This window comes from Enterococcus sp. 10F3_DIV0382 (genome assembly GCF_002140245.1).
GTDB lineage: Bacteria > Bacillota > Bacilli > Lactobacillales > Enterococcaceae > Enterococcus_B > Enterococcus_B lactis.
Window position 1 is genome coordinate 968,081 of the sequence record NZ_NGMF01000001.1, and the last position, 24,741, is coordinate 992,821.

Consider the following 24,741-nt stretch of genomic DNA (forward strand, 5'->3'; position numbering starts at 1 on the left):
ATTATCGTTCCTTTCTGCTTCTTGTTCCTAGTTTACCATATTAATCAAGTGCTGAGGGGGAAGATTGTCCCTTGTGATTGAAGAAAATGTGAGTTATTCTTTTTATTAGGAGGTGGAGGTTTTGAAAGAAATCATTCATAACAGTTGGCAAGAAGTTTTGTCCTCAGAATTTTCAAAAGATTATTATCTGCATCTAAGAGAATTTTTAAAGAAAGAATATGCGACCCAAAAGATCCATCCAGATATGTATCATATCTATGAAGCGTTGGAATTGACTCCTTATGAAGAAGTCAAAGTAGTGATTTTAGGACAAGATCCTTATCATGGAGAAAACCAAGCTCATGGATTATCTTTTTCTGTGCAGCCCGGCGTGAAGATCCCGCCATCTTTAAGAAATATCTACAAGGAGCTTCATGATGATCTTGGTATCGTACCTGTTCAACATGGAAACCTAGTATCATGGGCTAAACAGGGAGTCCTCTTACTCAACACTGTTCTTACTGTTCGGGAAGGGCAAGCTTATTCACATCGCGGGAAAGGTTGGGAAAGATTAACAGACACGATCATTGAAAAATTAAATGAACGAGAAAAACCAATCGTGTTTATCTTGTGGGGAAAACCGGCGCAAGAAAAAATCAAAATGATCGATAAGAGCCGTCATATCATCATTACATCTCCACATCCGAGTCCGCTATCCGCAAGTCGTGGCTTTTTTGGTTCCAAACCCTTCTCGAAAACGAATGATGCACTCCTTGCGTTAGGAGAAGAACCGATTGATTGGCAACTGCCTGAAACAGTGTAATAAAACAGCGCTTTCCTGTTATAGCGCAGTTTGCCATATATGTGAAAAACTTCATTTTTCCGGCATTTTTGACTGATACAGATAAAATAAACTGTTCTTTTTTTATGGAATAGTGTATGATAATACATATAAAAACGTCTGGAGGTCATCTTGTGGAATTGTTTGATAGTTTAAGATTTAAGATTGTTCGCCGTGGGATCAAAATCGTTTTCCCGGAAGCTACTGATGCTCGAATTTTAGGTGCAGCTGCCCGGTTGAAAGCAGAAGAACTGGTGGAACCCATTTTAGTAGGAAACGAAGAAGAAATAAGAAATGCAGCACATGCCAGAGGAATCAAAACATCTAGCTTTACGATCATTAGTCCTGATACTTATGATAAGTGGGATGAAATGGTAGATGCATTTGTCGAACGTAGAAATGGAAAGGCATCCAAAGAACAAGCAGAAAAGATTTTAAAAGATGTGAATTACTTTGGTACGATGCTTACGTATATGGGTGTTGCAGACGGCATGGTCTCTGGAGCAATCCATTCGACGGGTGACACTGTTCGTCCAGCACTCCAAATCATCAAAACAAAACCTGGTGTCAGTCGGACAAGTGGTGCGATGATCATGGTACGTGGAAGAGACCAAGAAAAATACGTCTTTTCTGATTGTGCAATCAATGTGAATCCAACTGCACAAGAATTGGCAGAAATCGCTGTAGATTCTGCAAAAACAGCTGAACTGTTCGATATCGAACCAAAAGTGGCGATGATGAGCTTCTCGACAAAAGGTTCAGCGAAATCGCCAGAAGTAGACAAAGTAGTTGAAGCCACTAAAATCGCTAAAAAACTAGCACCACAATATTTGATCGACGGCGAATTGCAATTTGATGCTTCTTATGTTCCTTCAGTTGCACAACTGAAAGCGCCAGATTCAGAAGTAGCTGGTCAAGCAACAGTCTTTGTATTTCCAGAATTGCAATCAGGAAATATTGGCTATAAAATTGCTCAACGTTTTGGTAACTTTGAAGCAATCGGACCAATCTTGCAAGGTTTGAATAAACCGGTTTCTGATTTGTCTCGTGGGGCAAATGAAGAAGACGTATATAAATTATCGATTATCACAGCAGCACAAACATTGATTGATTAACAAATACACATGGACTAGTCCAAAAACGGCAGCTGCTGTTCTTGGCTAGTTCGTTTTTTTCTTTAAAAAAACTTCATTACGCGATATACTGGCAAAAAGAAAGAAGAGCGGGAGAAGATGAAAAATGATCGAACTATCAGGATTAACAATGACAGAACAATTTGCAGAGGCAATTGGTCATTCCGCCATGCCAGGTGATAATCTGATATTGACTGGTGATCTAGGTGCGGGTAAAACAACATTGACGAAAGGTATCGCCCAAGGACTGGGAATAACGCAAATGATCAAAAGTCCGACATACACGATTATTAGAGAATATAATCAAGGCAGGATTCCGTTGTATCACATGGATATTTATCGGGTAGCAGCTAGCGGAGCTGACTTAGGGTTAGATGAATATTTTGAAGGAGATGGGCTTTCCGTTGTCGAATGGGGAAACCTATTAGAAGAAGCACTGCCAGAAGATTATTTGGAACTGATTTTAGAAAAAAGTGATACAGATTTAGAAAAGCGTTATGTGAAATTAATCTCATATGGTGAACAAAGTGAAACATTCAAACAGCGAATCCTAGAAAAATGGGTTGAAAACCATGAGTGAAGAAATTGGAATCATCTTGCGGGAAGCAGTGCCAGATGATGCAAAAGATATTCTTTCGATGATGGAACAAGTCAATAGCGAGACAGAATTTTTAGCTTTAGATGAAGCTGAACTTCTTTTACCCCCAGAAACTTTATCAGAAGAGTTGAGTTATATGTACGAAAGCAACAATAATTTATTGCTGCTTGCTATCAATGAGGGGACGATTGTTGGAACAGCATCAGTCAAAGCAGACAGTCAATTTCGTTTATCTCACGTGGGAGAAGTCGGTATCAGTATCCTGCAGGAATATTGGGGAATGGGACTAGGTACTCTTATGCTAGAAGAAATCATCAATTGGGTGAAGGAAATGGGTGTACTTTTTCGATTGGAGCTGGATGTTCAAGTTCGTAATGAAAGAGCCGTACACCTTTACCAGAAAATGGGTTTCCAAATCGAAGCGGTCATGCTTAGAGGGGCAAGAACAGATTTAGGTGAATTTTTAGATGTATATAAAATGAGTTATTTGATTGAATAGAAAAAATAAGAAAAGAGTTAAGAAACTGTCATCCTTTTGGGAAGGCAGAAAAACGTATGAATGGACTGTGACAAAAGTCGTGACGCAGTCCATTTTTTGAATAAACGGTGTTCAATCAGCTGACCTTCGATATTCGCTCAACAAACGGCAAAATATGAGGAACTATTTTGCCGTTTGTTTCTCTAATAATCAGGTCAAAACGCTGATTTCACAACCTCTTTGTGCGTTTCATAAGTAAATGATTGCTTTACTTTATAGTCACGAGTTTTTTCAATGGATCTGTCCCGAATTTTTTTTCTTGATAAAGCAGGATTTCCGCACACGCACGACTATCTTCCAATGCATCATGATGATGATCTAATTGGATGTTCAAATTTTCGCACACAGTGTTCAATCGATGATTTGGAAATTCAGGAAACAAGCGACGACTGCTTTTCACTGTACATAAAGAAAGATAATTAGGCTGTTCGAGGTGGTAATAATCTAAACAACCTGCTAAGACCTTTGTATCAAAAGCAGCATTATGTGCAACGACTAAACGATTTTTTTGAAAATATGGTTGGATAGTTTGCCAGACTTCTGGAAATTTCGGCGCATTGCGTACGTCTTCTTGATGGATTCCGTGAATTTGGACGTTTCGCCAGAAAAAAGGAGTTTCAGGCTGTATCAATGTATAGAATTCATCGACGATTTGGCTGTTTTTTACCATGACTAACGCAAGAGAACAAGCGCTATAAGGCTGATGATTGGCAGTTTCAAAATCCATGGCAACAAAATTCATTTCTGTAAAACCTCCTTGGGAAATTACTGTAACATACTTTTGAAAAAAACAAATAGTTTTAACAAAAAACATAGGATTTTTTATGTAGTTTTTGTAGAGAAAAGCTATTTTTTGAACTCATTCCTTGCGACTCGGAGTTAGACGAGAGGATCATGACTTCTCGGTATCAGCTCACAAAACGGCAAAATATGAGGAACTATTTTGCCGTTTGTTTCTCTAATACACAGATCAGGACGCCGATTTCGCAACCTCTTGATAAACGGTGTTCTCCTGCCAACTCCTCAGTCACAAGTCACAATATCCAACAAACATGAGAAGCTGTTTTTTGAAATTGCTCCTTGTGCCTCAGAGTTAAACGGCAGGCTCACAACCTCTCAATAAATGGTGTTCAAAAGCCAGTTTCTCGGTATTAAGCCAAATTTATGCAAAAATGTGGAAAGCCATTTTCACAAAATTTTTCTTAATACTCGAAACTAAACAGCTTTTTCACAACCTCTTGGTAAACGGTGTTCAAAAGCTTGCATCTGCGGTAATAAGCCCAACCAAAAGAAAAATAGGAGGAGCTATTTTTGTTTGGCTGTTCTTATTACTTGATGCAGGACAGCTTTTTCACAACCTCTTTATTTCAAATCTAATTCTACTGGACAATGGTCACTGCCCATAATGTCCGTATGGATCTTTGCATCAGCCAGTCTTGGCGCTAAATCTTTGCTCGTCAAAAAGTAATCGATCCGCCAACCAGCATTGTTTTTTCTTGAATTGAATCGGTAATTCCACCAAGAGTAAACACCTTCTTGGGTTGGATAAAAATAACGAAATGTGTCGATAAACCCGTTATCCAACAGTCGAGAAAGAGCCGCTCTTTCTTCCGGAGTGAATCCAGCATTTTTTTGATTCGTTTTCCAGTTTTTCAAATCGATCGTTTGATGCGCGACGTTTAGATCCCCGCAAACGATGACTGGTTTTTGTTTCTTTAAATTTTCTAGATAATTATAAAAGGCTTCTTCCCATTCTAATCGGTAATCTAAACGTTTCAATTCACTTTGAGAATTTGGCGTATAACAAGTTACAAGAAAGAAATCGGAATATTCCAAAGTGATCAGACGGCCTTCTGTGTCGTGGATATCGATACCCATTCCGTAAGTGGCATTCAATGCAGGTTCTTTAGCAAAAATGGCTGTACCAGAATAGCCTTTTCGTTCCGCATAATTCCAATATTGATAATAACCAGGAAGATCTAAATCGATCTGTCCTGCTTGGAGCTTTGTTTCCTGCAAACAGAAAAAATCGGCGTCTAACTCATGAAAAACTTCTAAAAAATTTTTATTTGCGATGGCACGAAGCCCGTTGACGTTCCAAGAGATAAATTTCAATAAAAGCACACTCCTTCAAATTAAATTCCTTACCTTTGCGATACTATTGTACCTTATTTTAGTAAAAAATGGTGTAAGATGAAAGTAACTAAATGATCCAGGAGGAAAGTCGATGAAGATTGGTGTAATCGGTGTAGGGAATATTGCAGAAAAAGCATATTTACCAACCTATGCGAAAAAACAAGGAACAGTTGATTTTTATTTTGCAACACGAAATAAAGAAACAAAAGAAAGAATCCAAAAAGAATATGGGTTCCAACATCTATATGAAACGATCGATGAGCTTTTAGAAGAAAAAATCGAAGCATGCATGATTCACGCAGCAACAAAAGTACATTATGAGCTAGCAAAAAGATGTCTAGAAAATGGTATCCATGTTTATATTGACAAACCGTTGAGTGTCCATCTAAACGAAGTGCGTGAATTGCAAGAATTGGCTGATAAGAACCAAGTGATCTTGATGGTCGGTTTTAACCGACGCTTTGCTCCTATGGTAGAAGAATTGAAACGTATCCCAGAGAAGCGGCTGATCCAACTGCAAAAAAATCGAATAGCGGCAAAAGAGACGACAGAATTCGTCTTTTATGATTTATTTTTACATCTCATTGATACAGCGGTGTATTTATTGGATGAACCCATTTTGAGAACAAAATATCAGATAAGAGAAACAAAGGAATATTTGGAATATGCCATTTTACAATTAGAAACACAAAATCAAACGGCTCTATTAACGATGGATCTAGCAAGTGGTGCTAATACAGAAAAATATCAAGTAACAAGTAAGAATGGTACTTATGAAGTAAGCGACCTGACCCAGCTTGTCATTCAAGATGCTGATGGAAAAAAGGTGAAAGAATTTGGCGACTGGACGAACACGCTAGTCAAACGCGGGTTTGAGCCAATGGTAGAGGCCTTCTTATCTCAGATACGTTCAGGTAAACCGGAAGCAGAACTGCTTAAGCAGCAAGAAGTTGTAAGAAGTCATGAATTATGCGAGGAAGTGCTTAAAGAGCACTACCGTCATCAACTTTGAACAAGACTGGCAAGATTGTATTAAGCGTGATAGAATAATGGGGACGTTTGAGAAAAGAAAGGAAAATCCTCAGTGAATAAAGAAGAAATAGTTGAAAGCTTAGCCACGATCACTTTATTGTTTGATGAACCATTGATGAACTATACGTTTACGAAAACAGGCGGACCAGCTGATGTCCTTGCATTCCCGAAAAAGCAAGAAGAAGTAAAGCAAATCATCGATTATTGCCGAATCCATGATATACCTTGGATGGTACTAGGAAACGCAAGCAATCTGATCGTTCAAGATGGTGGGATCCGTGGTGTAGTCATCATGCTGACTGAAATGAAACAGATTCATGTCAAAGGAACGATGGTCATTGCGGAAGCAGGTGCCTCACTGATTGATACGACTTATGCAGCTTTGGCCGAATCATTGACTGGATTTGAATTTGCTTGCGGCATCCCGGGAAGTGTCGGTGGAGCGGTTTATATGAATGCAGGTGCGTATGGCGGAGAGATCAAAGATGTTTTTGCTGAAGTGGATCTTTTGCTTGAAGATGGAACATTGAAAACCTTGACAAAAGAAGAAATGGTATTTTCTTATCGTCACAGTAAAATCCAAGAGCTACGTGCTATCGTATTGGAAGCTCGATTCAGTTTGCAAATAGGGGATTATGAAGCAATCAAAGCACGAATGGATGAGTTGACAGAATTGCGTCAATCCAAACAGCCATTAGAATACCCTTCATGCGGCAGTGTCTTTAAGCGCCCAGTAGGACATTATACGGGTCAGCTGATCCAGCAAGCAGGATTGCAAGGTCTGAAATGGGGCGGTGCACAAATCTCTGAAAAACATGCAGGATTCATCGTCAATATCGATCATGCGACAGCGACAGATTATATTGAATTGATTGCGCACATCCAAGAAGTGATCAAAGAAAAATTTGATGTGTCTTTAGAAACAGAAGTGCGGATCATTGGAGAGAAACAAGCACTATCAGAAACAAGCAGAAGTTTAGCGAATTAATAAGTAATTGCACTTAAAATAAGTAAAAGAGCAGGACGGAGGACGCCCTGCTCTTTTTTGTGGTTGTTTACGCAAATGGTGCAAATCTTGTACATTTTAACACAATAAAACAAAAAATATAGAATATTTTCCCGTAAATTTTTCCATTTTTTGCAATATTCTCAAAAAAAAGATAAAAAATGTGAATAACTGATGAAAAAACAGGTGTAATCCATCATAAAATCAGTATAGGTGAAAAGATGAACTTTCATCTGCATATCAAGTGATTGGTATGAGGCATTTTTTTGAGGTGTAGGATATGAAGTTGGATTACCTTATCGAAGAGGAAGATAGAGAAAAACTGCTGTTAGCCAGATATTTAGAATTTGAGAAAAAGAATTACGTCGTGTTGTCTAAGTTATATGAAACATTAGGTTTATCTAAATTTAAAACAAGAAATTATATCATAGAATTAAATAAAGAATTTTCTGAATTCAAATCAAAGCCAGAGATCCAAATCTCAGAAGAAGGAGAGATTCATGTTGAACGGCTAAATTTGACGGATATCAAAAATTTAAGAAGAATCTACTTTCAACGATCAAAAATTGCTCGACTGTTAACGGAGATCGTGGATTCAAAAGTAACAATTGAAAAATTTGCAGAGAACCATTTTTTAAGCATATCAAGAGCTTATGTAAAAAGAAGAGAATTAGTCTCTTTTCTTGAACAGCATCAAATAAAGTTAAAGAAAAACATATTAGTTGGGGAAGAAATAAACATACGGAACGTATTATTTGGGGTATATTTTGGGGTCTTTAATGGTTTTTCTATGCCATTTAGAGAAAGCGTCATGAATGAAGCAAAAAGTATCGTGCAATATTTTGAATATCTGTTCAATTTAAAGTTGTCTGCCACAAAGCGAATCAAATTCAATTTGCTAACTACTGTTAGTTTGTTGAGGATTTATGGAAATCAACCAATAGGAAAACGTTTCTTTTCAGATGAATACTTTAAGAGCTCAGAAGGAATGAAGATTATTAAGGATTTATCGCATATTTCTTTTCTACATATCCCTAAAGAGCAGATTATTGATGAGATTTCTTATATCATGTTATTTTTGATTACGGAAGAAGAATTTGAATTAGATGGTGCGTTTGGACTTGCAGAAGCTCATTTCCATGATATCCATATGGTTAGTCAAAAAATGTCAGTGGAATTGATTGATCAATTACCATTTTCAACTGAAGTTTCTGAAGAAGAAAGACTCCATATACGAAAAGAACTTCGTATGGGGATGATGCATGTCAATCGGAAAAATTGGATATTCGACTTTGAGATGACTAGTTTTACGTCTAAAAAGCAGTTGCAGTTTTTCTTCGAAACGTATCCAATATTCAGTACAGCGATCCAAAATGTCATACAAGATAATAAACACTATTTCTTGGAAAAAGATGAACGTTTCATGATTCGCTTATTTTATGATTATCTTTTTTTATTGGTCGGTATTTGTCCAGTCTCTTATTTTGAATCACCAATCCATGTCTGTATTGATTTTTCTCAAGGATCTGCCTATACCGCTTATATTATTTCTCAAGTGAAGGAATTTAAAAATTACAATATTGTGATTGAAAGTCGAATCACTTCCCGTACGGATATTTATTTATCTGATTGTTTGCTTGAAAAATTCAACAAAGAGCAGATAATATGGAAAAATCCGCCGACTCCAGATGACTGGGAATATTTTGGGAATATCATTATCAGAGAAAAAAATAGACATTTAACTGAAAAAATCAGCTAATATTTATGGATGACAACTTTGTCTCACCTATTTATTAGCTGATTTATGTTTTTTTTCAAAGAAAAGATGACTAGATATCGAGAGATATTGCTTGACAAAATTAAAAAGTACATAAGTTATTATTACGATTTTCTTTAAATAATAAAAAATCAAGAAAAATACTGTCCCAATTGACCATCTTTTTTTGATTTTATCTATATAATAAAATCATCTTATGAAAATTACTACTTCATGCTGAGGCAAGAGTAGGGAGGACTAAGAATAAATGTGTTCAAAAAGACAACCTAAAAAACTAAATAAACACGCTTGCCGTTTAGACAAAGAACGATCGTGTTCTGAAAACCGCTACGTCAAATTTGTGATGCGTACGATGCTGATCAGCTTATCTGTAGGTGTCTATATGAATGTACCCGTTCAGGCAACGACACAAACCATCAAAATCGTACGTACATCTGTCTCTGAGACGACTGATTCTCCTATTACTATTACCCATACTTTCACTGATGTAAGTGGAACACAGCTACTTCCTTCTTTGAATTCCTATAATAAAGTCAGTTATCCTCCAACGATAAACCACTATTGGTTAATTCCTTACAAAACATTATGGACATCAGAAACTGGAAGTAGCGTGCCGCTTTCTGTCTTTTCCGGTATGACTGATCCAACAAAAGGTGATCAGCTAAAACAGATCATTGATAGTTTAAATCATGCTTTGACAGGTGTGAAGGACGGTGGAAGTGCACAAGTCTCTTATGTATATGGAAAAGATTATTCACAGTTCGAAGGGAAGGAAATCGACGTTCTGGCAGGGACAAAAATTTCGATATCGGATCTGGTAGAAAGCTTGAGGAATGCAGATGGAACACAAGGAGATATGTCCAAAGTAATTTCAAACAATGGGAATATCATAGACACGACAAATCCAGGAGTATCTACTATTGACTTGTCTTATTTTGATCCAATTGCTTTAAAAACAATGACTGCATCTGCTGTGATTCATGTTCATGCTGATCAAACAGCTATCAAAGGAAAAGATCTTCATCTAATAACAGGAGAGAATTACGACCCTAAAGCTCTTATCGAATATGTAACAAAAAGCGATGGAACTTCAGGGAATAAAGAAGAAATCAAAATGAGCGGGACAGTAGATTCTACCACACCGGGAGAATATCCCGTCGTATTAACTTATGCAGACCCTCTTACATCAAAAATAGTGGAAACAACAGCTGTCGTTTATGTAGAAGCACCTGCTGTTTCATCGACTGTCATCACTCATTTTATTGATCGTCAAACGAATAAAGAACTGCAAGCAGAAACACGCATAACTAGTGTAGAACTTATTCCAGATTTACAACTCCCTGCTGAATTTTCTGATCGAGTGCCGAATGTAGATTTGTCGACTTATGAACAAGACGGAAAAGTCACTTCTATTTCTGACTGGATGCAAGCAAACGGATTAGACAGAAACAGTAACTGGTCGGTGATTCTTGAAGCTATTCACTCAAAACTGATGAATAATAGGAAGCAATCAGGAGAGAAAATTACCTTCACTTATGTTTATGTACCGGATAATAGTTCATTAGAAGGTCATGTTGTTATTGCTCAGCCGAATGAAAAAATAAGTAAAGAAGAGTTGATCAAATCCGCAACAAACTCCTTAGGTAAACCCGTACCGTCAAATGATGTAGAGGTCACAATCAACGGAGAACCATTGGAGGATGGTTATTTGACCAAACAAACAGGCGATTTTACGATTATGTATAGTTATCATGATCCGTATTCACTCCAAGAACTCTGTGCTCAGTCGCTATTACATGTTTTACCATTAAATAAACAGATAAACCAAAAAGAACAAAAAAGACAAGAAGAAAGCTTGCCAGAAAAAAAACAACAAATGGCTCATGCAGTTTCTCCAACAGGGAAAGTAAAACAAATAAGAAGCCTAGAACCAGTAAGAATATCTATAAAAAGCTCAGAATCTAACAAAACGATAGGGCAAGAAGATCATTTGGTCCCACAAGTTTCTGAATCGGAAAATGAAATGTTAGAGTCTAAAATAGAACAACAACAATCAGAAAAAGAAATTGTTATTAAACAGTCGGAAGATCAAAATGAATCAGATGACCACAAGGAAACGAAGAAAAAACGCTTGTCAACTATTGATTCCACCAATGAGCATCTGCAGCCGCAAGTACCGCTTCCTAGTCCGGGAACACCCGCACCTGGTGGAGGCGTCCCTTCTTCTTCCGTTTTAGGAGATGTCATGCGAGGTATGGCAGGAACATGGGTATACGCTAATCGAAATGAATTTGACGCAGATGAATGGTTCTGATTCATCCCCCTATCTGCTATAGTCAAATAAGTAGCTGAGTTATCTGTTATTTGGCATAATGGATACGAGGAGGGATAGAAAAATGTTAGATAAAACGTTGCCTTACGCAGAAATCTGGATGACAAGACCATTTCAATTGCCTGTGCCAATGACGCCTTTAGCGGAAGGCTTTGAATTTCGAACCTATCAAAAAGGGGACGAATCTGCTTGGTCAGAGATTGAAACTTCCGTTGGGGAATTTCAAACGACAGGTGAAGCACTTGAGTATTTTCAAAAAAACTTTGCTCCTTATCCTGAAGAACTTGAAAGAAGGATGTTTTTTGTAGAGACAAAAAATGGAGAAAAAGTAGCAACCTGTACCGCTTGGCGAAAAAAATCAAGAGAGCGAATGTATCCGGTTTTTCATTGGTTGGCAGTTAAACCAGTTTACCAAGGAAAAGGGCTCGCAAAAGCATTGACTGCTAAAGTCTTACAAGAATTTCCTACCCTCCATACGGATGGACCAATCTATCTTCACACACAGACATGGAGCCATCAGGCGATTGCTCTTTATAAAAAAATGGGTTTTTCTTTTATTGCTGAAAATCTAGATGGCACACCTAATTCAGATTATGAAAAGGTTATGCAGGTTTTAAGTCAATTGGATAAATAAAAAAATGGTGAAATCAGCTCACAATATGAGAAGAAAAACGGAAAAGTAGTTCTTTCTATCTTACTGTTTTTGAATTCATCCTGTTGGCTAGCTAATGATACGCTATTTATTCGAAAAAGAAGAGGTCGTGACGAAAGTCTTGTCACTGCCTCTTCTCTTATTTTTTTAGAATTTTTATCGTTTGATTTTTTTGGGAATAAAATTCTTGATGAAAGTAAATTTTTGGTAATCATTTCGACTATACAAGTAACCAAATATACTGAAAACGACTGCTCCAATAAAATTAACAAATAAATCCTTCATAGTATCTATGATTCCTACATCTAAATAACCATTTTGGATGATTATTTTATCTGTTTTACCGTCTGCATTCTGACTTTCAATGACTGTCCGAGTGATATCAGGAACATGATAGACAGTGTTTCCGTCTTTGCTTAACTCCACACTATTGATTTGCTGGATGATCGTATCTTTTTGCATATCGAATTGTAGCAATTTATCTGCTGAAAATTCAACAAACTCCCACATAACACCAACTGTCATCGAAAAACAAAAGGAAACGACTGCTAATAACAGAGGAGTCAAGTTCATCGTTTTTGTATTTTTATTGAGCAAATAAACAAGTGAAAAACCGACACCCCCAGCTAAAAATCCGCTGAATGCATGTAGAAAAGTATCCCACATTGAAAAATAGCCATAAAAATCGCTTAATTCTCCTAAAACCGTTGAACTGAAAATAAAAGATAACAATATGATTTCTAACATATTTGGAATCTGTATCTTTAATATCTTTTCCAGAAAATAAGGAATTTCAAATAAAATCAGTGTCAATAATAAAAGCATCGTATTTCCCCAATGTTGGTTCCAAATCTGATCAACCAACATAATAACGACGATGATACGTAATAAAATATAGATTCCATTTGTGATTCTGCCAGCAGTTTTTGTACTGTTCGTAAAAAAGGTTTTCAAATGATTCATAAAATAACTCCTTCATGTATATCCTTAATTATACTAAGAAGCGCGTGTTTACCAAAACTATATGTCTTAAAGAAAAACAGAGTTGATATTGTGAAAAAAATCACTTAATATAGGCATAAGGAGAAAAGGGGGATAAACATGAAAAAATTAGTTGTTGGTTTATTAACGGCGGTTTCGCTTCTTGCCATGAGTGCATGTGGCGCAGATCAGAAAAATACAGCACAGACAAGTTCTAGTACGAAGGAATCTGCCGAAGTGTCATCAGGTGCTTCTAAACAAGCATATACCGATCCAAAAGAAATGAAAGAATCTTATGATATCGTAATCGTGGGAGCTGGCGGTGCAGGGATGGCAGCCGCTATCGAAGCAAAAGATGCTGGTTTGAACCCAGTGATTTTCGAAAAGATGCCTGTTGCCGGAGGAAATACGTCTAAATCATCAAGCGGAATGAACGCTTCTGAAACCAAATTCCAAAAAGAAGAGGGAATCGAAGACTCCAATGAGGCATTCTATGAAGAAACGCTAAAAGGTGGCGGAGGAACAAATGATAAAGAACTGCTTCGTTACTTTGTCAATCACTCTGCTGATGCAATCGATTGGTTGGATCAAAATGGGATCAAACTAGATAATTTAACGATCACTGGAGGGATGGGTGAGAAGAGGACGCATCGTCCGTCTGATGGCTCGGCTATCGGTGGATATTTAGTGGATGGATTATTGAACAGCGTCCATGAGCGAAAAATACCGATTTTTGTCAACACAGATGTGACAGATATTAAGAAAAATGGCGAAACAGTCAATGAAGTGACTGTACATGTCCAAGGAGAAGAACCAAAAAAAATCACCGGTAAAGCAATCGTCGTCACTACAGGCGGTTTTGGTGCTAGCAAAGAATTTATTGAAAGATATCGTCCTGATTTAGCTGATTATATTACGACAAATCAAGAAGGATCAACTGGAGATGGTATTACCATGATCGAAAAGTTAGGCGGACAAACCGTTGACATGGATAAAATACAAATTCATCCAACCGTGCAACAGGATGAGGGAATCTTGATCGGTGAAGTGGTTCGCGGAGAAGGAGCAATCTTGGTAAATCAAGAAGGCAAAAGATTTGTGAATGAAATGGATACAAGGGATAAAGTATCTGCAACCATCACAGCGTTGCCTGAAAAATCAGCGTATTTGATTTTTGATCAAGGCGTGCGTGATCGTGCCACTGCCATCGAATTTTATGACCAAAAAGGATATGTCACAACTGGAAAAACAATGGAAGAATTAGCAGAAAAAATTGATTTGCCAAAAGAAACATTAGCAAAAACAATTGATGGATGGAATGCGGATGTTGCCAAGAAAAAAGATGCTCAATTCAATCGTGCCACAGCCATGGAACATGATCTATCGTCTCCAAATTATTATGCAATCAAAATCGCGCCAGGGATTCATTATACGATGGGGGGTGTGAAAATCAATACGAATACCGAAGTATTGGATAAAGAAAATCAGCCGATCAGCGGGTTGTATGCTGCCGGAGAAGTCACAGGTGGATTACATGGAGACAATAGGATCGGTGGAAACTCAGTTGCAGAAATCATTATTTTTGGGCGACAAGCGGGCATACAAGCTGCTCGGTTTGCTTCGGAAAATGAATGAAATAGAACGTAAATAAAAAGAGGTTGTGAAATCGGTGTTTTGACCTGAGTATTAGGGAAACAAACGAAAAAATAGTTCCTCATATTTTGCCGTTTGTTGAGCGAATACCGAGGGTCAGCTGATTGAACACCGTTTGTTCGGAAAAAGAGCGTGAGACAAAAGTAAAGAACACTTTTGTCTCACGCTCTAAACACGTATAAACGGCGGAAGCAGGAGCAACTCCTTCGGAAATAAGCTGAAATTCACAAAAATTTGAAAAGCAATTTTCGAGAATTTTTTCTTATTTCTTGGAGTTAAACGCTTCTATTCCAGCCTCTTTTTTGATCAGCATGGTTTTATTCAGTTATCTTCAAAATGATTTTTCCGATGTTTTTGTTTGCTTCCATATATTCATGCGCTTGTTTGACTTCGCTGAATTGGAATGTACGGTCAATGATTGGCCGAATCTTGCCATTTTCTAGAAAAGGCCCCGCTTTTTCCATAAAAGTTTGTGCGAGCTCTGCTTTATACTGATCACTTCTAGGTGTCAATAATGTACCAAGAAGTTGGACACGTTTCCCAATCAATACACCAAGGTCTATCTCAGGCACAATGGTTCCGCCAAGCATACCAATCAAGACCCAGCGTCCATCAACGGCTATAGAAGCTAAATTCTTTTCCCAGTAAGAAGCGCCGATGAAATCCAAGATAACATCGACTCCTCGACCATCAGTGATTTTTCTTACCTCTTCTTGAAAATCTTGTTTTTTATAGTTGATCAATTCATCTGCACCAAGTTCTTTACAAAAGGCGAGCTTTTCTTCTGATCCTGCAGTAACGATGATTTTCGCGTGAGAAAGTTGTCTAGCTAATTGAATCGCTGCTGTTCCAACACCACTTGCTCCTGCGTGGATCAAAACAGTTTCGCCTTCTTGTAATTTTCCAAGCCAATAAAGTGTTTGATAAGCAGTCAGAAAAACTTCTGAGATTCCAGCAGCAGAAACATAATCTAACGTATCAGGGAGAAGGATTGCTCGATCGGCAGGCATCACAGCATATTCAGCATAACCACCTAGATTGACTAATCCGTACACTTTTGTTCCAGTAGTAAAAGTGGAGATATCACTTTTATTCTCAACTACCTCTCCAGCTACTTCGACACCCAAAATAGGGTAGGGAGGTTTTAAAGAGACTGATTCTCTTTTCATGATATCTGTTCGATTGACCGCTGCTGTATGGACTTTTATCAATAATTCGCCTTGTTTTGGTTCAGGAACAGGCACTTCTATTTGTTCTAATACATCTACAGAACCAGGATGCTTGATTGAAATGGCACGCATGGATCTATTCCTCCTTTGCCCATTCTTGGAATGCTGTATTCAACTCTTTGCTACCTTCAGAAAGTACTAGAGTCGTACGGGAAATATCCGTTTCTTCCACTAGAGCGGCAAGTACAGCAGCAACTGTAGAGCGAGTGATCGTTTTTGATGCCTTCTCATTAGGCTTAGTTAATTGAATGGAAGTAACTTCTTCATCGTTCGTCAATGTGACTGGTTGAAGAATGACAAAATCTAAGTTAGTTCGTTTCAGCCATTCATCTGCATAATGTTTAGTAATATAATAATCTGTCATGGACTCAGGCCATTTTGCTGGTTCATCCGCATAAACAGCACTGACCATCAGATAGCGAGAGACATGCGCATTTTCAGCTGCGATCACTGTTTTGATTGCGCCATCCAAGTCTACTTGCAGAAGATTCTTTCCTTGAGAACCGGCAGCAAAAATCAATACATCGATACCTTTGAATGCTTCAGCCATTTTTTCCACGGACCAAGTTAAATCAAAAGAGACATACGAAACATTCTCTTTTTTTACTAATGTCTGGGAAGCGACATCTCTTACCCCAGCAAAAATTTCGTGGGAGCTTGAAGCTAGATCTTTTATCAGGTGTCGGCCAATCTGTCCGTTTGCACCTACAACAAAAATTTTCATTTGGATCATCCTTTCGACGTCAAATCTTACTATTTAATAGTAACACCAAAAGAGAAAAAAATCAGACATCGGCTACGATAACTATCAGTGATGAAGAGAAGGGCGCTTGAAGTATCTTAGCAAGACATTGCATACTGCCGCAGTCGCAAGGCCAGCGACGATTCCTTCAGGTACGCCACTTGTAAAAATAACTGCAAGAATAGCTGAATAAACAGCATTTAAATTTGTCCCGATGACTTTGGCATAATCTTGCTGGAATAAAAAGTAGATCATATTCATCACTAAAATCGTATTGGTCAATGAGCCGGCAAGTCCTGCTAAGAATAAAGAGACGGTATCTGCTTTTTGTTTCATCAGTTTGCGCAGACCATTATAAACGAAATAAGGAACAACACCAATCAAGATCCGAGGGATAAACGCGATCAACAAGGCTTTCCAGCTTCCATGTTCAGTTCCGATGACTGGGATGAACGGAGAAAAGACAAAAGACAAAGGTGTTTGGATAACCGTACTTCGAATCATACTGATCAGTCCAAATGTACCGCCAAGAAAAGCACCTAGTCTTGGTCCTAAAACGATCGAAGCAATGATTACAGGTATATGCATGGTTGTTGCATTTATTGGGCCAATAGGAATAAACCCTAGAGGCGTAACAGCTAATAAAATCAAAATAGCTAAAAACATCGCAGTCAAAGTAAAGTTTTTTGTATTTTTCATAAGTACTCCTTTTCCACTAAACATTTCTTTCGTTAAGAGTCAGCATGACCTGTTCGATGATCGTCTGAATATCAGCTAAGGCACCTTTTCCAAAATCTCCGCAAGCTAAAAGAGATTCTTTTGGTTCGATTTCCTGATAGCCGACAGATCTCAATGTTTCCAGATTACGCTGAGTGATCGGGTTTTGATACATATTCGTGTTCATGGCAGGGGCAATCAGTTTTGGTGTTCCCGCCGGAAGCGCCATTGCGACTGTTGAAAGGAGATCGTCTGCAATGCCGTTTGCTAGCTTGCCGATAATGTTTGCCGTAGCAGGTGCGATGAGAAACAAGTCAGCTTGTTTGGCTAGTTCGATATGATTGATCACCTGTGGATTTGATTCTTGCATGACATCTGTATGGACTGCTCGCTTCGACAGAGATTGCAAGGTTAATGGCGTGATAAAATGTGTGCTGCCTTGAGACATAATCACATCTACTTGGACACCTGATTTGACAAATTGACTTGTAAGATCGGCACTTTTGTAAGCAGAAATACTTCCGGTAACGCCTAATAAGATCTTTTTCATTTTGATTCCTCCAATCTAATTTTTTCAGTAATCAATGCAGCAATCTCTGATTTACTTTGTGCTTCTTCCACTGTCCCATCTTTAGATAAGAGATAACCGTGGTGTGTCTCGCCATGGATTTCTGTCAAATCATTCGCGAAAATAAAATCAGTTTTGTTATTTATCAGACTGTTTTTGGCGACTGTAAGAAGAGATTCCTTTGGTACGTCTACTAATAGTTTAAAACCAATGATTTTCGCTTTCGGCTGCCATTCACGCAGATAAGAAATGATTTTTGGCGTTTTCTTCAAAACGAGCACAAGATGCTCGGTGTCAGAAGAGATCTTTGAAGCAGAGTTCTTTATTTGTTCATTTTCTGCAAACCAATTGGCCAGTTCTTCTTGTGTTGAAGAAGCGGGTAGTTTTTTTGCCAACTGTTCTTCTGAAAAACTAAAAGCAGGAGTAAAATCACTGACTGCCATACTGTGGATAATTGCATCATAGTGTTCTTTTTTTGTGAGTGCTTCTAATTGTAAAAACAAGTCTTGGGCAGACTCAATCGTATAGATCGTTATATTGGAACGTCTTTCCGGTTTCAGTGCTTGTCTCGTAGTCACGTAATCGACTGTGGTATCTGGGTTGGCAGCTAAGTGATCAGCTAAAGCTTGTCCTAATCGTCCTGTCGAATGATTCGTAATAGCGCGTACCTGATCGATTTTTTCAGTTGTCCCTCCAGCTGTGATCAGAACCTTCATTTTTGGTCACCTACATTTACCAGTGTTCTTCCTTGATGTGTCCCAGCAAGTAGTTTAGTTGCTGTTTCAGGCAAATGCTCCAGAGTTACTTCTTGGGCGACTAGATCATCTGCTATCTGCAAATCTGCCATCTGTTGCCATAAAGAAGGACGTTGTTCAATAGGTACATTGACAGAATCGATCCCAATCAATTGGATGTTTCGCAGAATAAAAGGCAAAACGGTCGTGTTTAGTTTGATTCCCCCTGCATTACCACATAAAGCTGCTACACCGTTATAAGAGATCAATGGAAGAAGACTACTTAGTTGCTCACCGCCTACTGTGTCGATGACAGCATCGATTTGCTGTTTTCCTAAAGCTTTTGTTGTTTCTGGCAGAAATTCATCAGGACGTACGACTTGAGTAGCACCTAAACTTTTTAGCCATGTGACAGACTCTTCTTTTCTGGAAAAAGCGATGATTGACTGGAATCCGAGTTTATGTAACAGGGCGACAGCTACACTGCCTACACCGCCAGAAGCACCAGTAATGACAACTTTTTTATTGGAGGTTATGCCTTGACGGATTAAAGCGTTCACACACAACATAGCAGTAAAACCTGCTGTACCAAAAATCATCGCTTGACGCAGTGTCATATTTTTCGGTAGAGGGACTAACCAGTCTCCTGGTACTTTTTGGTATTGGCTGTAACCGCCTGGATAGGTGACACCAAGCCCAAAACCAGTAGCAAGTACAAGATCTCCTTCTGAAAAACGTGTATCTTTACTTTGGACGACAGTTCCGGATAAATCAATCCCTGGAGTCATTGGATATGTTCGTATCACCTGACCAGACTCGCTCATTGCCAATGCATCTTTATAATTGACATCAGAATAGGCAATTTTTACCAAGACTTCATTTTCAGCCAATTCAGTAAATGGCAGATCACTGACTGCTGTATGGAAAACAGGTTCATTTATTACCTGAAAAGATCGAAAAGCGTTCATTCGTGAGACACTCCTTTTAAAAATTTTCTTTTATCATACCACAAAGCCTACTTTTTTATTCTGGTTCTTCCTTAAATTTAGACAAAAATTAGGTGAAAGAGGCAGAAAAAAGAAAGAATCGAATAAGTAGAAATGATTCGAAAAGATAAAGAAATATTCAGCAAAAAAAATGTTAAAAAGGGTTGCCTTTTGCAATAAAATTCGTATACTAATACGAGTGGTAGTAAACCAGAAGTTTACTATTAGAAAACTTCATACGGAGGAAATTATGGAAATTGGTGAGAAGTTAAGAAATTTGCGCATCCAAAAGAATTTGACACAAGAAGAACTAGGCGAACGCACAGATTTGTCAAAAGGGTATATTTCCCAGTTGGAACGAGATTTAAGTTCACCATCAATGGAAACATTCTTTTCTATTCTTGAAGTCTTAGGTGTCACTCCAGAAGAATTTTTTCATCAAGAAGCAGCGAATCTGCAAGTGGTTTATTCAAAAGAAGATCATACGGTTTATTTCGATGAAGAAAACGGGTATGAATTGGAATGGCTGGTGGCTGATTCGAATGAAAAAGAAATGGAGCCTGTTTTACTAACTTTTGAAGGTGCAGGAGAATATAAGACGTTTGAACCTTCATTATCTGAAACGTTTATTTTTGTATTAGAAGGGGAATTAGAGTTAAGCTTAGGAGAGACGATCTATGTGGCAAAAGCAGGACAGTCGATCTATTATCAAGCGACAAAACAACATCAATTAAGGAATCATCTCAAAAAACGAACAAAAGTATTGATTGTCGCGACACAATCATATTTGTAATATAGGGGGTAAAAACGTGGGGAAACCAATCATTTCATTTGATCAAGTAGTGAAACGTTATGATGATGAAACAGTATTAAAAAAAGTAAGTTTTGAGATCGAACAAGGAAAATTTTATACACTGCTTGGTCCTTCCGGCTGTGGTAAAACAACGATTCTACGTATTATAGCTGGATTCACTGAAGCTACAGAAGGGGACATCTATTTTGAAGGGAAACGGTTGAATGATTTGCCAGCTAATAAGCGACAAGTAAATACCGTCTTCCAAGATTATGCACTTTTTCCTCATATGAATGTTTTTGATAACGTTGCTTTTGGATTGAAGATCAAAAAAATGTCCAAATCTGATATCGAAAAGAAGGTAAAAGATGCATTGCGTATGGTCCAGCTTCCTGGATATGAGAAACGGGAGATCAGTGAAATGTCTGGTGGTCAAAGACAGCGTGTAGCGATTGCACGAGCAATCGTGAACGAACCTAAAGTATTGTTACTAGATGAACCGTTATCGGCGCTTGATTTGAAACTACGTACAGATATGCAGTATGAACTGCGGGATCTGCAACAACGATTAGGGATCACGTTTATTTTTGTGACTCATGATCAAGAAGAAGCGTTGGCGATGAGTGATGAGATTTTTGTCATGAATAAAGGGAAAATCGTCCAAAGTGGTACGCCTGTAGATATTTATGATGAGCCAATCAATCATTTCGTTGCTGATTTTGTTGGGGAAAGCAATATCGTGGACGGTGTGATGATCGAAGATAATCTAGTTGAGTTTGTTGGTAAGCAATTTGAATGTGTCGATGGCGGGATGCGCCCGAATGAGCCAGTTGAAGTTGTTTTACGCCCAGAGGATTTGACGATCACGACACCAGATAAAGGAAAGCTAGTCGTAACGGTCGATACTCAGCTGTTTCGTGGTGTCCATTATGAAATCATCTGTTATGATGAACAGCAAAATGAATGGATGGTCCATTCGACGAAAAAAGCTAAAGAAGGAAGCAAAGTAGGATTGGCCTTTGAGCCAGAAGATATCCATGTCATGCGTTTCAACGAGTCTGAAGAAGAATTCGATGCACGTCTTGACAGTTACGAAGAATAGGGGGGACATGAATGAAAACAATGCGCAGAATCTATTCCGTCCCTTATATTTTGTGGCTCGGTTTATTCGTGATCGCGCCTGTATTAATGATCATTTATCAATCTTTTTTTGATATGAATGGGCAATTCACGCTGAATAACTATCTATCTTATTTTACGTCGGGGACATCGCTTTCTATGACGATCAATTCTGTATGGTATGCATTTTTGATTACGTTTTTTACACTGATCATCAGTTACCCGACTGCTTATTTTTTAACAAAACTGAAGCACAAGCAATTATGGCTGATGTTGATTATTTTGCCTACATGGGTGAATCTGCTGCTTAAAGCTTACGCATTTATTGGAATTTTCAGTGTTCACGGCAGCGTGAATCATTTCTTTGATTTTATCGGGATCGGACCGAAACAGATATTGTTCACAGACTTCAGTTTCTTGTTCGTCGCAACGTATATCGAGATTCCATTTATGATTATGCCGATTTTCAATGCATTGGAAGAGATGAATCCTTCTTTGATCAGTGCCAGCAGAGATTTAGGAGCGAATAGCTTTGAGACCTTCCGACGAGTGATTTTTCCATTATCATTAAATGGTGTGAAAAGCGGCGTCCAAGCAGTCTTTATTCCTTCTCTTTCTTTATTCATGCTCACTCGTCTGATTGGTGGAAACCGAGTGATCACTTTAGGAACAGCTATCGAACAGCATTTCTTGGTTACGCAAAACTGGGGGATGGGTTCTACGATCGGTGTGATTTTAATCATTGCTATGTTTATCGTGATGCTCCTGACAGGCGAGAAGAAAAAAGGAGGTCGCTCATAAATGAAAAAATTTAAATGGTCGTATCTTTATTTAGGGATCGTCTTTTTATTCTTATATGCACCGATCTTCTATCTGATTTTTTATTCCTTCAATGAAGGAGGAACGATGAACAGCTTTACAGGGTTCACTTGGGAAAATTATGAAGCTGTTTTTGAAGATACTCGTTTGATCATTATCGTATTGAATACGTTCATGTTGGCTTTCTTATCTGCATTGATCGCCACGATCATCGGGACATTTGGGGCTATGGGGATCTATTACACGAAGAAACGACGTGCACGGACAGCGTTGTTGAGCATGAATAACATCTTATTAGTCTCTCCTGATGTTATTATCGGTGCTAGTTTCTTGATTTTCTTTACACTACTAGGGTTCGGATTAGGTTTTCAGAGTGTATTGCTTTCCCATATTGCTTTCAGCATTCCAATCGTCGTCTTGATGGTCTTGCCAAAATTGCAAGAAATGAACGATTCAATGGTTGATGCGGCTAGAGATCTTGGTGCGAATAATTTGCAAGTAGTCAAAAATATCATTTTGCCTTATCTTTCTCCAGGGATCATAGCTGGGTATTTTATGGCATTTACCTATTCTCTTGATGATTTTGCGGTTACGTTTTTCGTCACAGGAAATGGCTTTACAACGCTCTCAGTAGAGATTTATTCTCGTGCAAGACAAGGAATCAGTTTAGAAATCAATGCGCTAAGTGCATTAGTTTTCTTGTTCTCCATGATATTGGTCATTGGTTACTACTTCATTAGTAAAGAAAACCGTCCAAAACGGTTGAAGAAAAACAGAAGAGTACGCGAGGGGGTGGCACGGCTACGATGAAAAAATTACAATCTCTGTTTTTAGGTATTCTCATCATTATTGCGGTGCTGCTGCTTGGTGTACGTCAACTTGAAAAAACAAGTGGCATGAGTGGAGCGAAGGTACTGACGATCTATAACTGGGGGGATTATATCGATCCTAGTTTGGTCACGAAATTTGAAAAAGAATATGGGTACAAAGTAAATTATGAAACATTTGATTCTAATGAAGCGATGTTCACAAAGATCCAACAAGGTGGAACAAACTATGATATCGCTATTCCTAGTGAGTATATGATCCAAAAAATGATCAAAGAAAAACTAGTGCTACCCTTAGATCATTCAAAGATCAAAGGATTAAATAATATCGATCCACGATTTTTAAATTTGGATTTTGATCCAGCTAATCAGTATTCGATTCCATATTTTTGGGGAACTTTAGGGATCGTTTATAATGATAAATTCTTTGATGCAGATCAAATCCAGCATTGGGATGATTTGTGGAAGCCGGAATTGAAAGACAGTTTGATGCTGATTGATGGTGCACGAGAGGTTATGGGGCTTTCTTTGAATAGTTTAGGCTATTCTTTGAATAGTAAGAACATGGCACAGCTGACAGAAGCAGCAAATAAATTGAATCATCTAACACCAAATGTCAAAGCAATCGTGGCTGACGAGATCAAAATGTATATGATCAATGAAGAAGCTTCCGTGGCAGTAACATTTTCTGGCGAAGCTGCCGATATGATGTGGGAAAATGAACATTTACATTACGTGATCCCACCAGAAGGGTCCAATCTTTGGTTTGATAATATCGTTATGCCAAAAACCGTGAAGAATGAAGAAGGTGCCTATGACTTCATCAACTTTATGCTAGAACCGGAAAACGCGGCACAAAATGCAGAGTATATTGGTTATTCTACACCAAATGAAAAAGCAAAAGCGTTATTGCCAAAAAACATTTCGTCGGACGAACAATTTTATCCATCTGATGACACGATCTCTCATCTTGAAGTCTACGAAGATCTAGGATCGAAATACCTAGGCATCTATAATGATCTATTCTTAGAATTCAAGATGTATCGGAAATGATGACAAAACTCAGTAAGAATGGGGATTTATCAACCTTCTAAATAGAGAAAAAGCGACCTTTTTCTATTTGAGTTTTCCAATTTTCTACCAAAAGCGGCTGAAAATTCCATAAGGTAGGGGATAATTTGATATATAGAAAGAACAATAAACAAAGTTGGTTTGATTTTTTCTGAAAATATTGTAGCAAACGTCGTCACAGTTTTTCATGTATCAGTTGGTAGGAATATGAAGACAGAAATAAAGAGAAAATAAAAAGTACTAAAGCTTCTAAATTTTTAGCTTTAGTACTTTTTAGTATCCAATTTCTCAGTTTAACTCAGAAAAAGTGAGTCCTGTAACTGATAGCTCAGTGTAATTTATTGCCTTTCAACTCCTTATTTTTGTTTATTTTGACGGAATCTATTACTACTTGGTCATTAAATATCTTCTTTTTATTCATTATTGTTGTTTCACCGTTTTTCTACATACATAATAAAGATCATAATTGTTTAAATTC

General features: G+C 38.0%; 24 protein-coding genes. 15 read left to right on the forward strand and 9 right to left on the reverse strand.

The annotated features are described in order from the left end of the window. The first annotated feature begins 121 nt into the window (after window positions 1-121). The 4 genes from A5849_RS04815 to A5849_RS04830 all read left to right on the forward strand — a co-directional run bounded on the left by A5849_RS04815 (window position 122) and on the right by A5849_RS04830 (window position 3,050). Window positions 122-802 carry a uracil-DNA glycosylase gene (locus A5849_RS04815; protein ID WP_002308387.1) on the forward strand — a complete coding sequence of 227 codons (681 nt, stop codon included), beginning with the start codon at window positions 122-124 and terminating at the stop codon, window positions 800-802. A gap of 152 nt (window positions 803-954) precedes the next feature. Continuing rightward, window positions 955-1,935, forward strand: a complete 981-nt coding sequence (pta, locus tag A5849_RS04820; protein WP_002312157.1) for a phosphate acetyltransferase — start codon at window positions 955-957, stop codon at window positions 1,933-1,935. Window positions 1,936-2,059: 124 nt separating this feature from the next. Beyond that, complete coding sequence (gene tsaE, locus A5849_RS04825; protein WP_002308391.1) at window positions 2,060-2,533, forward strand: tRNA (adenosine(37)-N6)-threonylcarbamoyltransferase complex ATPase subunit type 1 TsaE; 474 nt, start codon at window positions 2,060-2,062, stop codon at window positions 2,531-2,533. Then, the gene (locus A5849_RS04830) at window positions 2,526-3,050 is read left to right on the forward strand and encodes a GNAT family N-acetyltransferase (RefSeq protein ID WP_002345305.1); all 525 of its coding nucleotides are present in this window, start codon (window positions 2,526-2,528) and stop codon (window positions 3,048-3,050) included. Before tsaE ends, A5849_RS04830 begins: the two co-directional genes overlap by 8 nt. A 247-nt stretch (window positions 3,051-3,297) precedes the next feature. On the opposite strand, the gene A5849_RS04835 is transcribed toward A5849_RS04830, so the two are convergent. Together A5849_RS04835 and A5849_RS04850 are read right to left on the reverse strand one after the other, a co-directional pair. Further along, window positions 3,298-3,831: a 3'-5' exonuclease gene (locus A5849_RS04835; RefSeq protein ID WP_002291442.1), complete on the reverse strand. Its 534-nt coding sequence runs from the start codon at window positions 3,829-3,831 to the stop codon at window positions 3,298-3,300. A 620-nt stretch (window positions 3,832-4,451) separates the two neighbouring features. Then, window positions 4,452-5,204: an exodeoxyribonuclease III gene (locus tag A5849_RS04850; protein WP_025478023.1), complete on the reverse strand. Its 753-nt coding sequence runs from the start codon at window positions 5,202-5,204 to the stop codon at window positions 4,452-4,454. Between the two features lie 112 nt (window positions 5,205-5,316). On the opposite strand from A5849_RS04850, the gene A5849_RS04855 reads away from it, so the two are divergent. From A5849_RS04855 to A5849_RS04875, 5 genes are all read left to right on the forward strand, one after another. Next, entirely contained in the window at window positions 5,317-6,237 is a 921-nt protein-coding gene (locus tag A5849_RS04855; RefSeq protein ID WP_002308395.1) for a Gfo/Idh/MocA family protein, read from the forward strand. Between the two features lie 72 nt (window positions 6,238-6,309). Further along, window positions 6,310-7,245: a UDP-N-acetylmuramate dehydrogenase gene (murB, locus tag A5849_RS04860; RefSeq protein ID WP_002347758.1), complete on the forward strand. Its 936-nt coding sequence runs from the start codon at window positions 6,310-6,312 to the stop codon at window positions 7,243-7,245. A 298-nt stretch (window positions 7,246-7,543) separates the two neighbouring features. Further along, a complete protein-coding gene (locus tag A5849_RS04865; protein WP_002347759.1) occupies window positions 7,544-9,022 on the forward strand; it encodes a helix-turn-helix domain-containing protein in 1,479 nt (492 codons plus the stop codon). A gap of 265 nt (window positions 9,023-9,287) precedes the next feature. Further along, window positions 9,288-11,354, forward strand: coding sequence for a bacterial Ig-like domain-containing protein (locus tag A5849_RS04870; protein ID WP_086309981.1), 2,067 nt, complete (start codon window positions 9,288-9,290; stop codon window positions 11,352-11,354). An 82-nt stretch (window positions 11,355-11,436) separates the two neighbouring features. Continuing rightward, window positions 11,437-12,006 carry a GNAT family N-acetyltransferase gene (locus A5849_RS04875; protein WP_025478025.1) on the forward strand — a complete coding sequence of 190 codons (570 nt, stop codon included), beginning with the start codon at window positions 11,437-11,439 and terminating at the stop codon, window positions 12,004-12,006. A gap of 174 nt (window positions 12,007-12,180) precedes the next feature. Here A5849_RS04875 and A5849_RS04880 read toward each other — a convergent pair whose 3' ends face one another. Further along, window positions 12,181-12,987, reverse strand: a complete 807-nt coding sequence (locus A5849_RS04880; protein WP_002347762.1) for a hypothetical protein — start codon at window positions 12,985-12,987, stop codon at window positions 12,181-12,183. A gap of 138 nt (window positions 12,988-13,125) precedes the next feature. Here A5849_RS04880 and A5849_RS04885 point away from each other — a divergent pair, with 138 nt between their 5' ends. Continuing rightward, on the forward strand, window positions 13,126-14,640 hold the full coding sequence (locus tag A5849_RS04885; RefSeq protein WP_002347763.1) for a flavocytochrome c: 1,515 nt from the start codon (window positions 13,126-13,128) through the stop codon (window positions 14,638-14,640). A 335-nt stretch (window positions 14,641-14,975) separates the two neighbouring features. Here A5849_RS04885 and A5849_RS04890 read toward each other — a convergent pair whose 3' ends face one another. The 6 genes from A5849_RS04890 to A5849_RS04915 all read right to left on the reverse strand — a co-directional run bounded on the left by A5849_RS04890 (window position 14,976) and on the right by A5849_RS04915 (window position 19,616). Then, window positions 14,976-15,959: an NAD(P)H-quinone oxidoreductase gene (locus A5849_RS04890; protein WP_002312163.1), complete on the reverse strand. Its 984-nt coding sequence runs from the start codon at window positions 15,957-15,959 to the stop codon at window positions 14,976-14,978. A gap of 4 nt (window positions 15,960-15,963) precedes the next feature. Then, window positions 15,964-16,611, reverse strand: coding sequence for an NAD(P)-binding oxidoreductase (locus A5849_RS04895; RefSeq protein WP_002308407.1), 648 nt, complete (start codon window positions 16,609-16,611; stop codon window positions 15,964-15,966). An 84-nt stretch (window positions 16,612-16,695) separates the two neighbouring features. Next, window positions 16,696-17,328 carry an ECF transporter S component gene (locus tag A5849_RS04900; protein ID WP_002308409.1) on the reverse strand — a complete coding sequence of 211 codons (633 nt, stop codon included), beginning with the start codon at window positions 17,326-17,328 and terminating at the stop codon, window positions 16,696-16,698. Between the two features lie 16 nt (window positions 17,329-17,344). Then, window positions 17,345-17,896, reverse strand: coding sequence for a phosphopantothenoylcysteine decarboxylase (gene coaC, locus A5849_RS04905; RefSeq protein WP_086309982.1), 552 nt, complete (start codon window positions 17,894-17,896; stop codon window positions 17,345-17,347). Continuing rightward, entirely contained in the window at window positions 17,893-18,630 is a 738-nt protein-coding gene (locus A5849_RS04910; protein ID WP_002308412.1) for a phosphopantothenate--cysteine ligase, read from the reverse strand. The genes coaC and A5849_RS04910 overlap by 4 nt, the downstream gene beginning before the upstream one ends. Next, window positions 18,627-19,616 (reverse strand): oxidoreductase, encoded by a 990-nt coding sequence (locus A5849_RS04915; RefSeq protein ID WP_002308414.1) that lies wholly within the window; start codon window positions 19,614-19,616, stop codon window positions 18,627-18,629. Before A5849_RS04915 ends, A5849_RS04910 begins: the two co-directional genes overlap by 4 nt. Before the next feature lie 268 nt (window positions 19,617-19,884). Between A5849_RS04915 and A5849_RS04920 the strand changes: the two genes are divergently transcribed. From A5849_RS04920 to A5849_RS04940, 5 genes are read left to right on the forward strand one after another with little or no spacing between them, the layout of a single operon-like run. Further along, window positions 19,885-20,427, forward strand: a complete 543-nt coding sequence (locus A5849_RS04920) for a helix-turn-helix domain-containing protein (RefSeq protein WP_002308415.1) — start codon at window positions 19,885-19,887, stop codon at window positions 20,425-20,427. A 16-nt stretch (window positions 20,428-20,443) separates the two neighbouring features. Further along, on the forward strand, window positions 20,444-21,529 hold the full coding sequence (locus tag A5849_RS04925) for an ABC transporter ATP-binding protein (protein ID WP_002308416.1): 1,086 nt from the start codon (window positions 20,444-20,446) through the stop codon (window positions 21,527-21,529). 11 nt (window positions 21,530-21,540) lie between these two features. After that, a complete protein-coding gene (locus A5849_RS04930) occupies window positions 21,541-22,347 on the forward strand; it encodes an ABC transporter permease (RefSeq protein WP_002287038.1) in 807 nt (268 codons plus the stop codon). Further along, window positions 22,348-23,175 carry an ABC transporter permease gene (locus tag A5849_RS04935; protein ID WP_002308417.1) on the forward strand — a complete coding sequence of 276 codons (828 nt, stop codon included), beginning with the start codon at window positions 22,348-22,350 and terminating at the stop codon, window positions 23,173-23,175. Next, window positions 23,172-24,245, forward strand: a complete 1,074-nt coding sequence (locus A5849_RS04940; protein ID WP_002347765.1) for an ABC transporter substrate-binding protein — start codon at window positions 23,172-23,174, stop codon at window positions 24,243-24,245. Before A5849_RS04935 ends, A5849_RS04940 begins: the two co-directional genes overlap by 4 nt. Window positions 24,246-24,741: the final 496 nt, after the last annotated feature.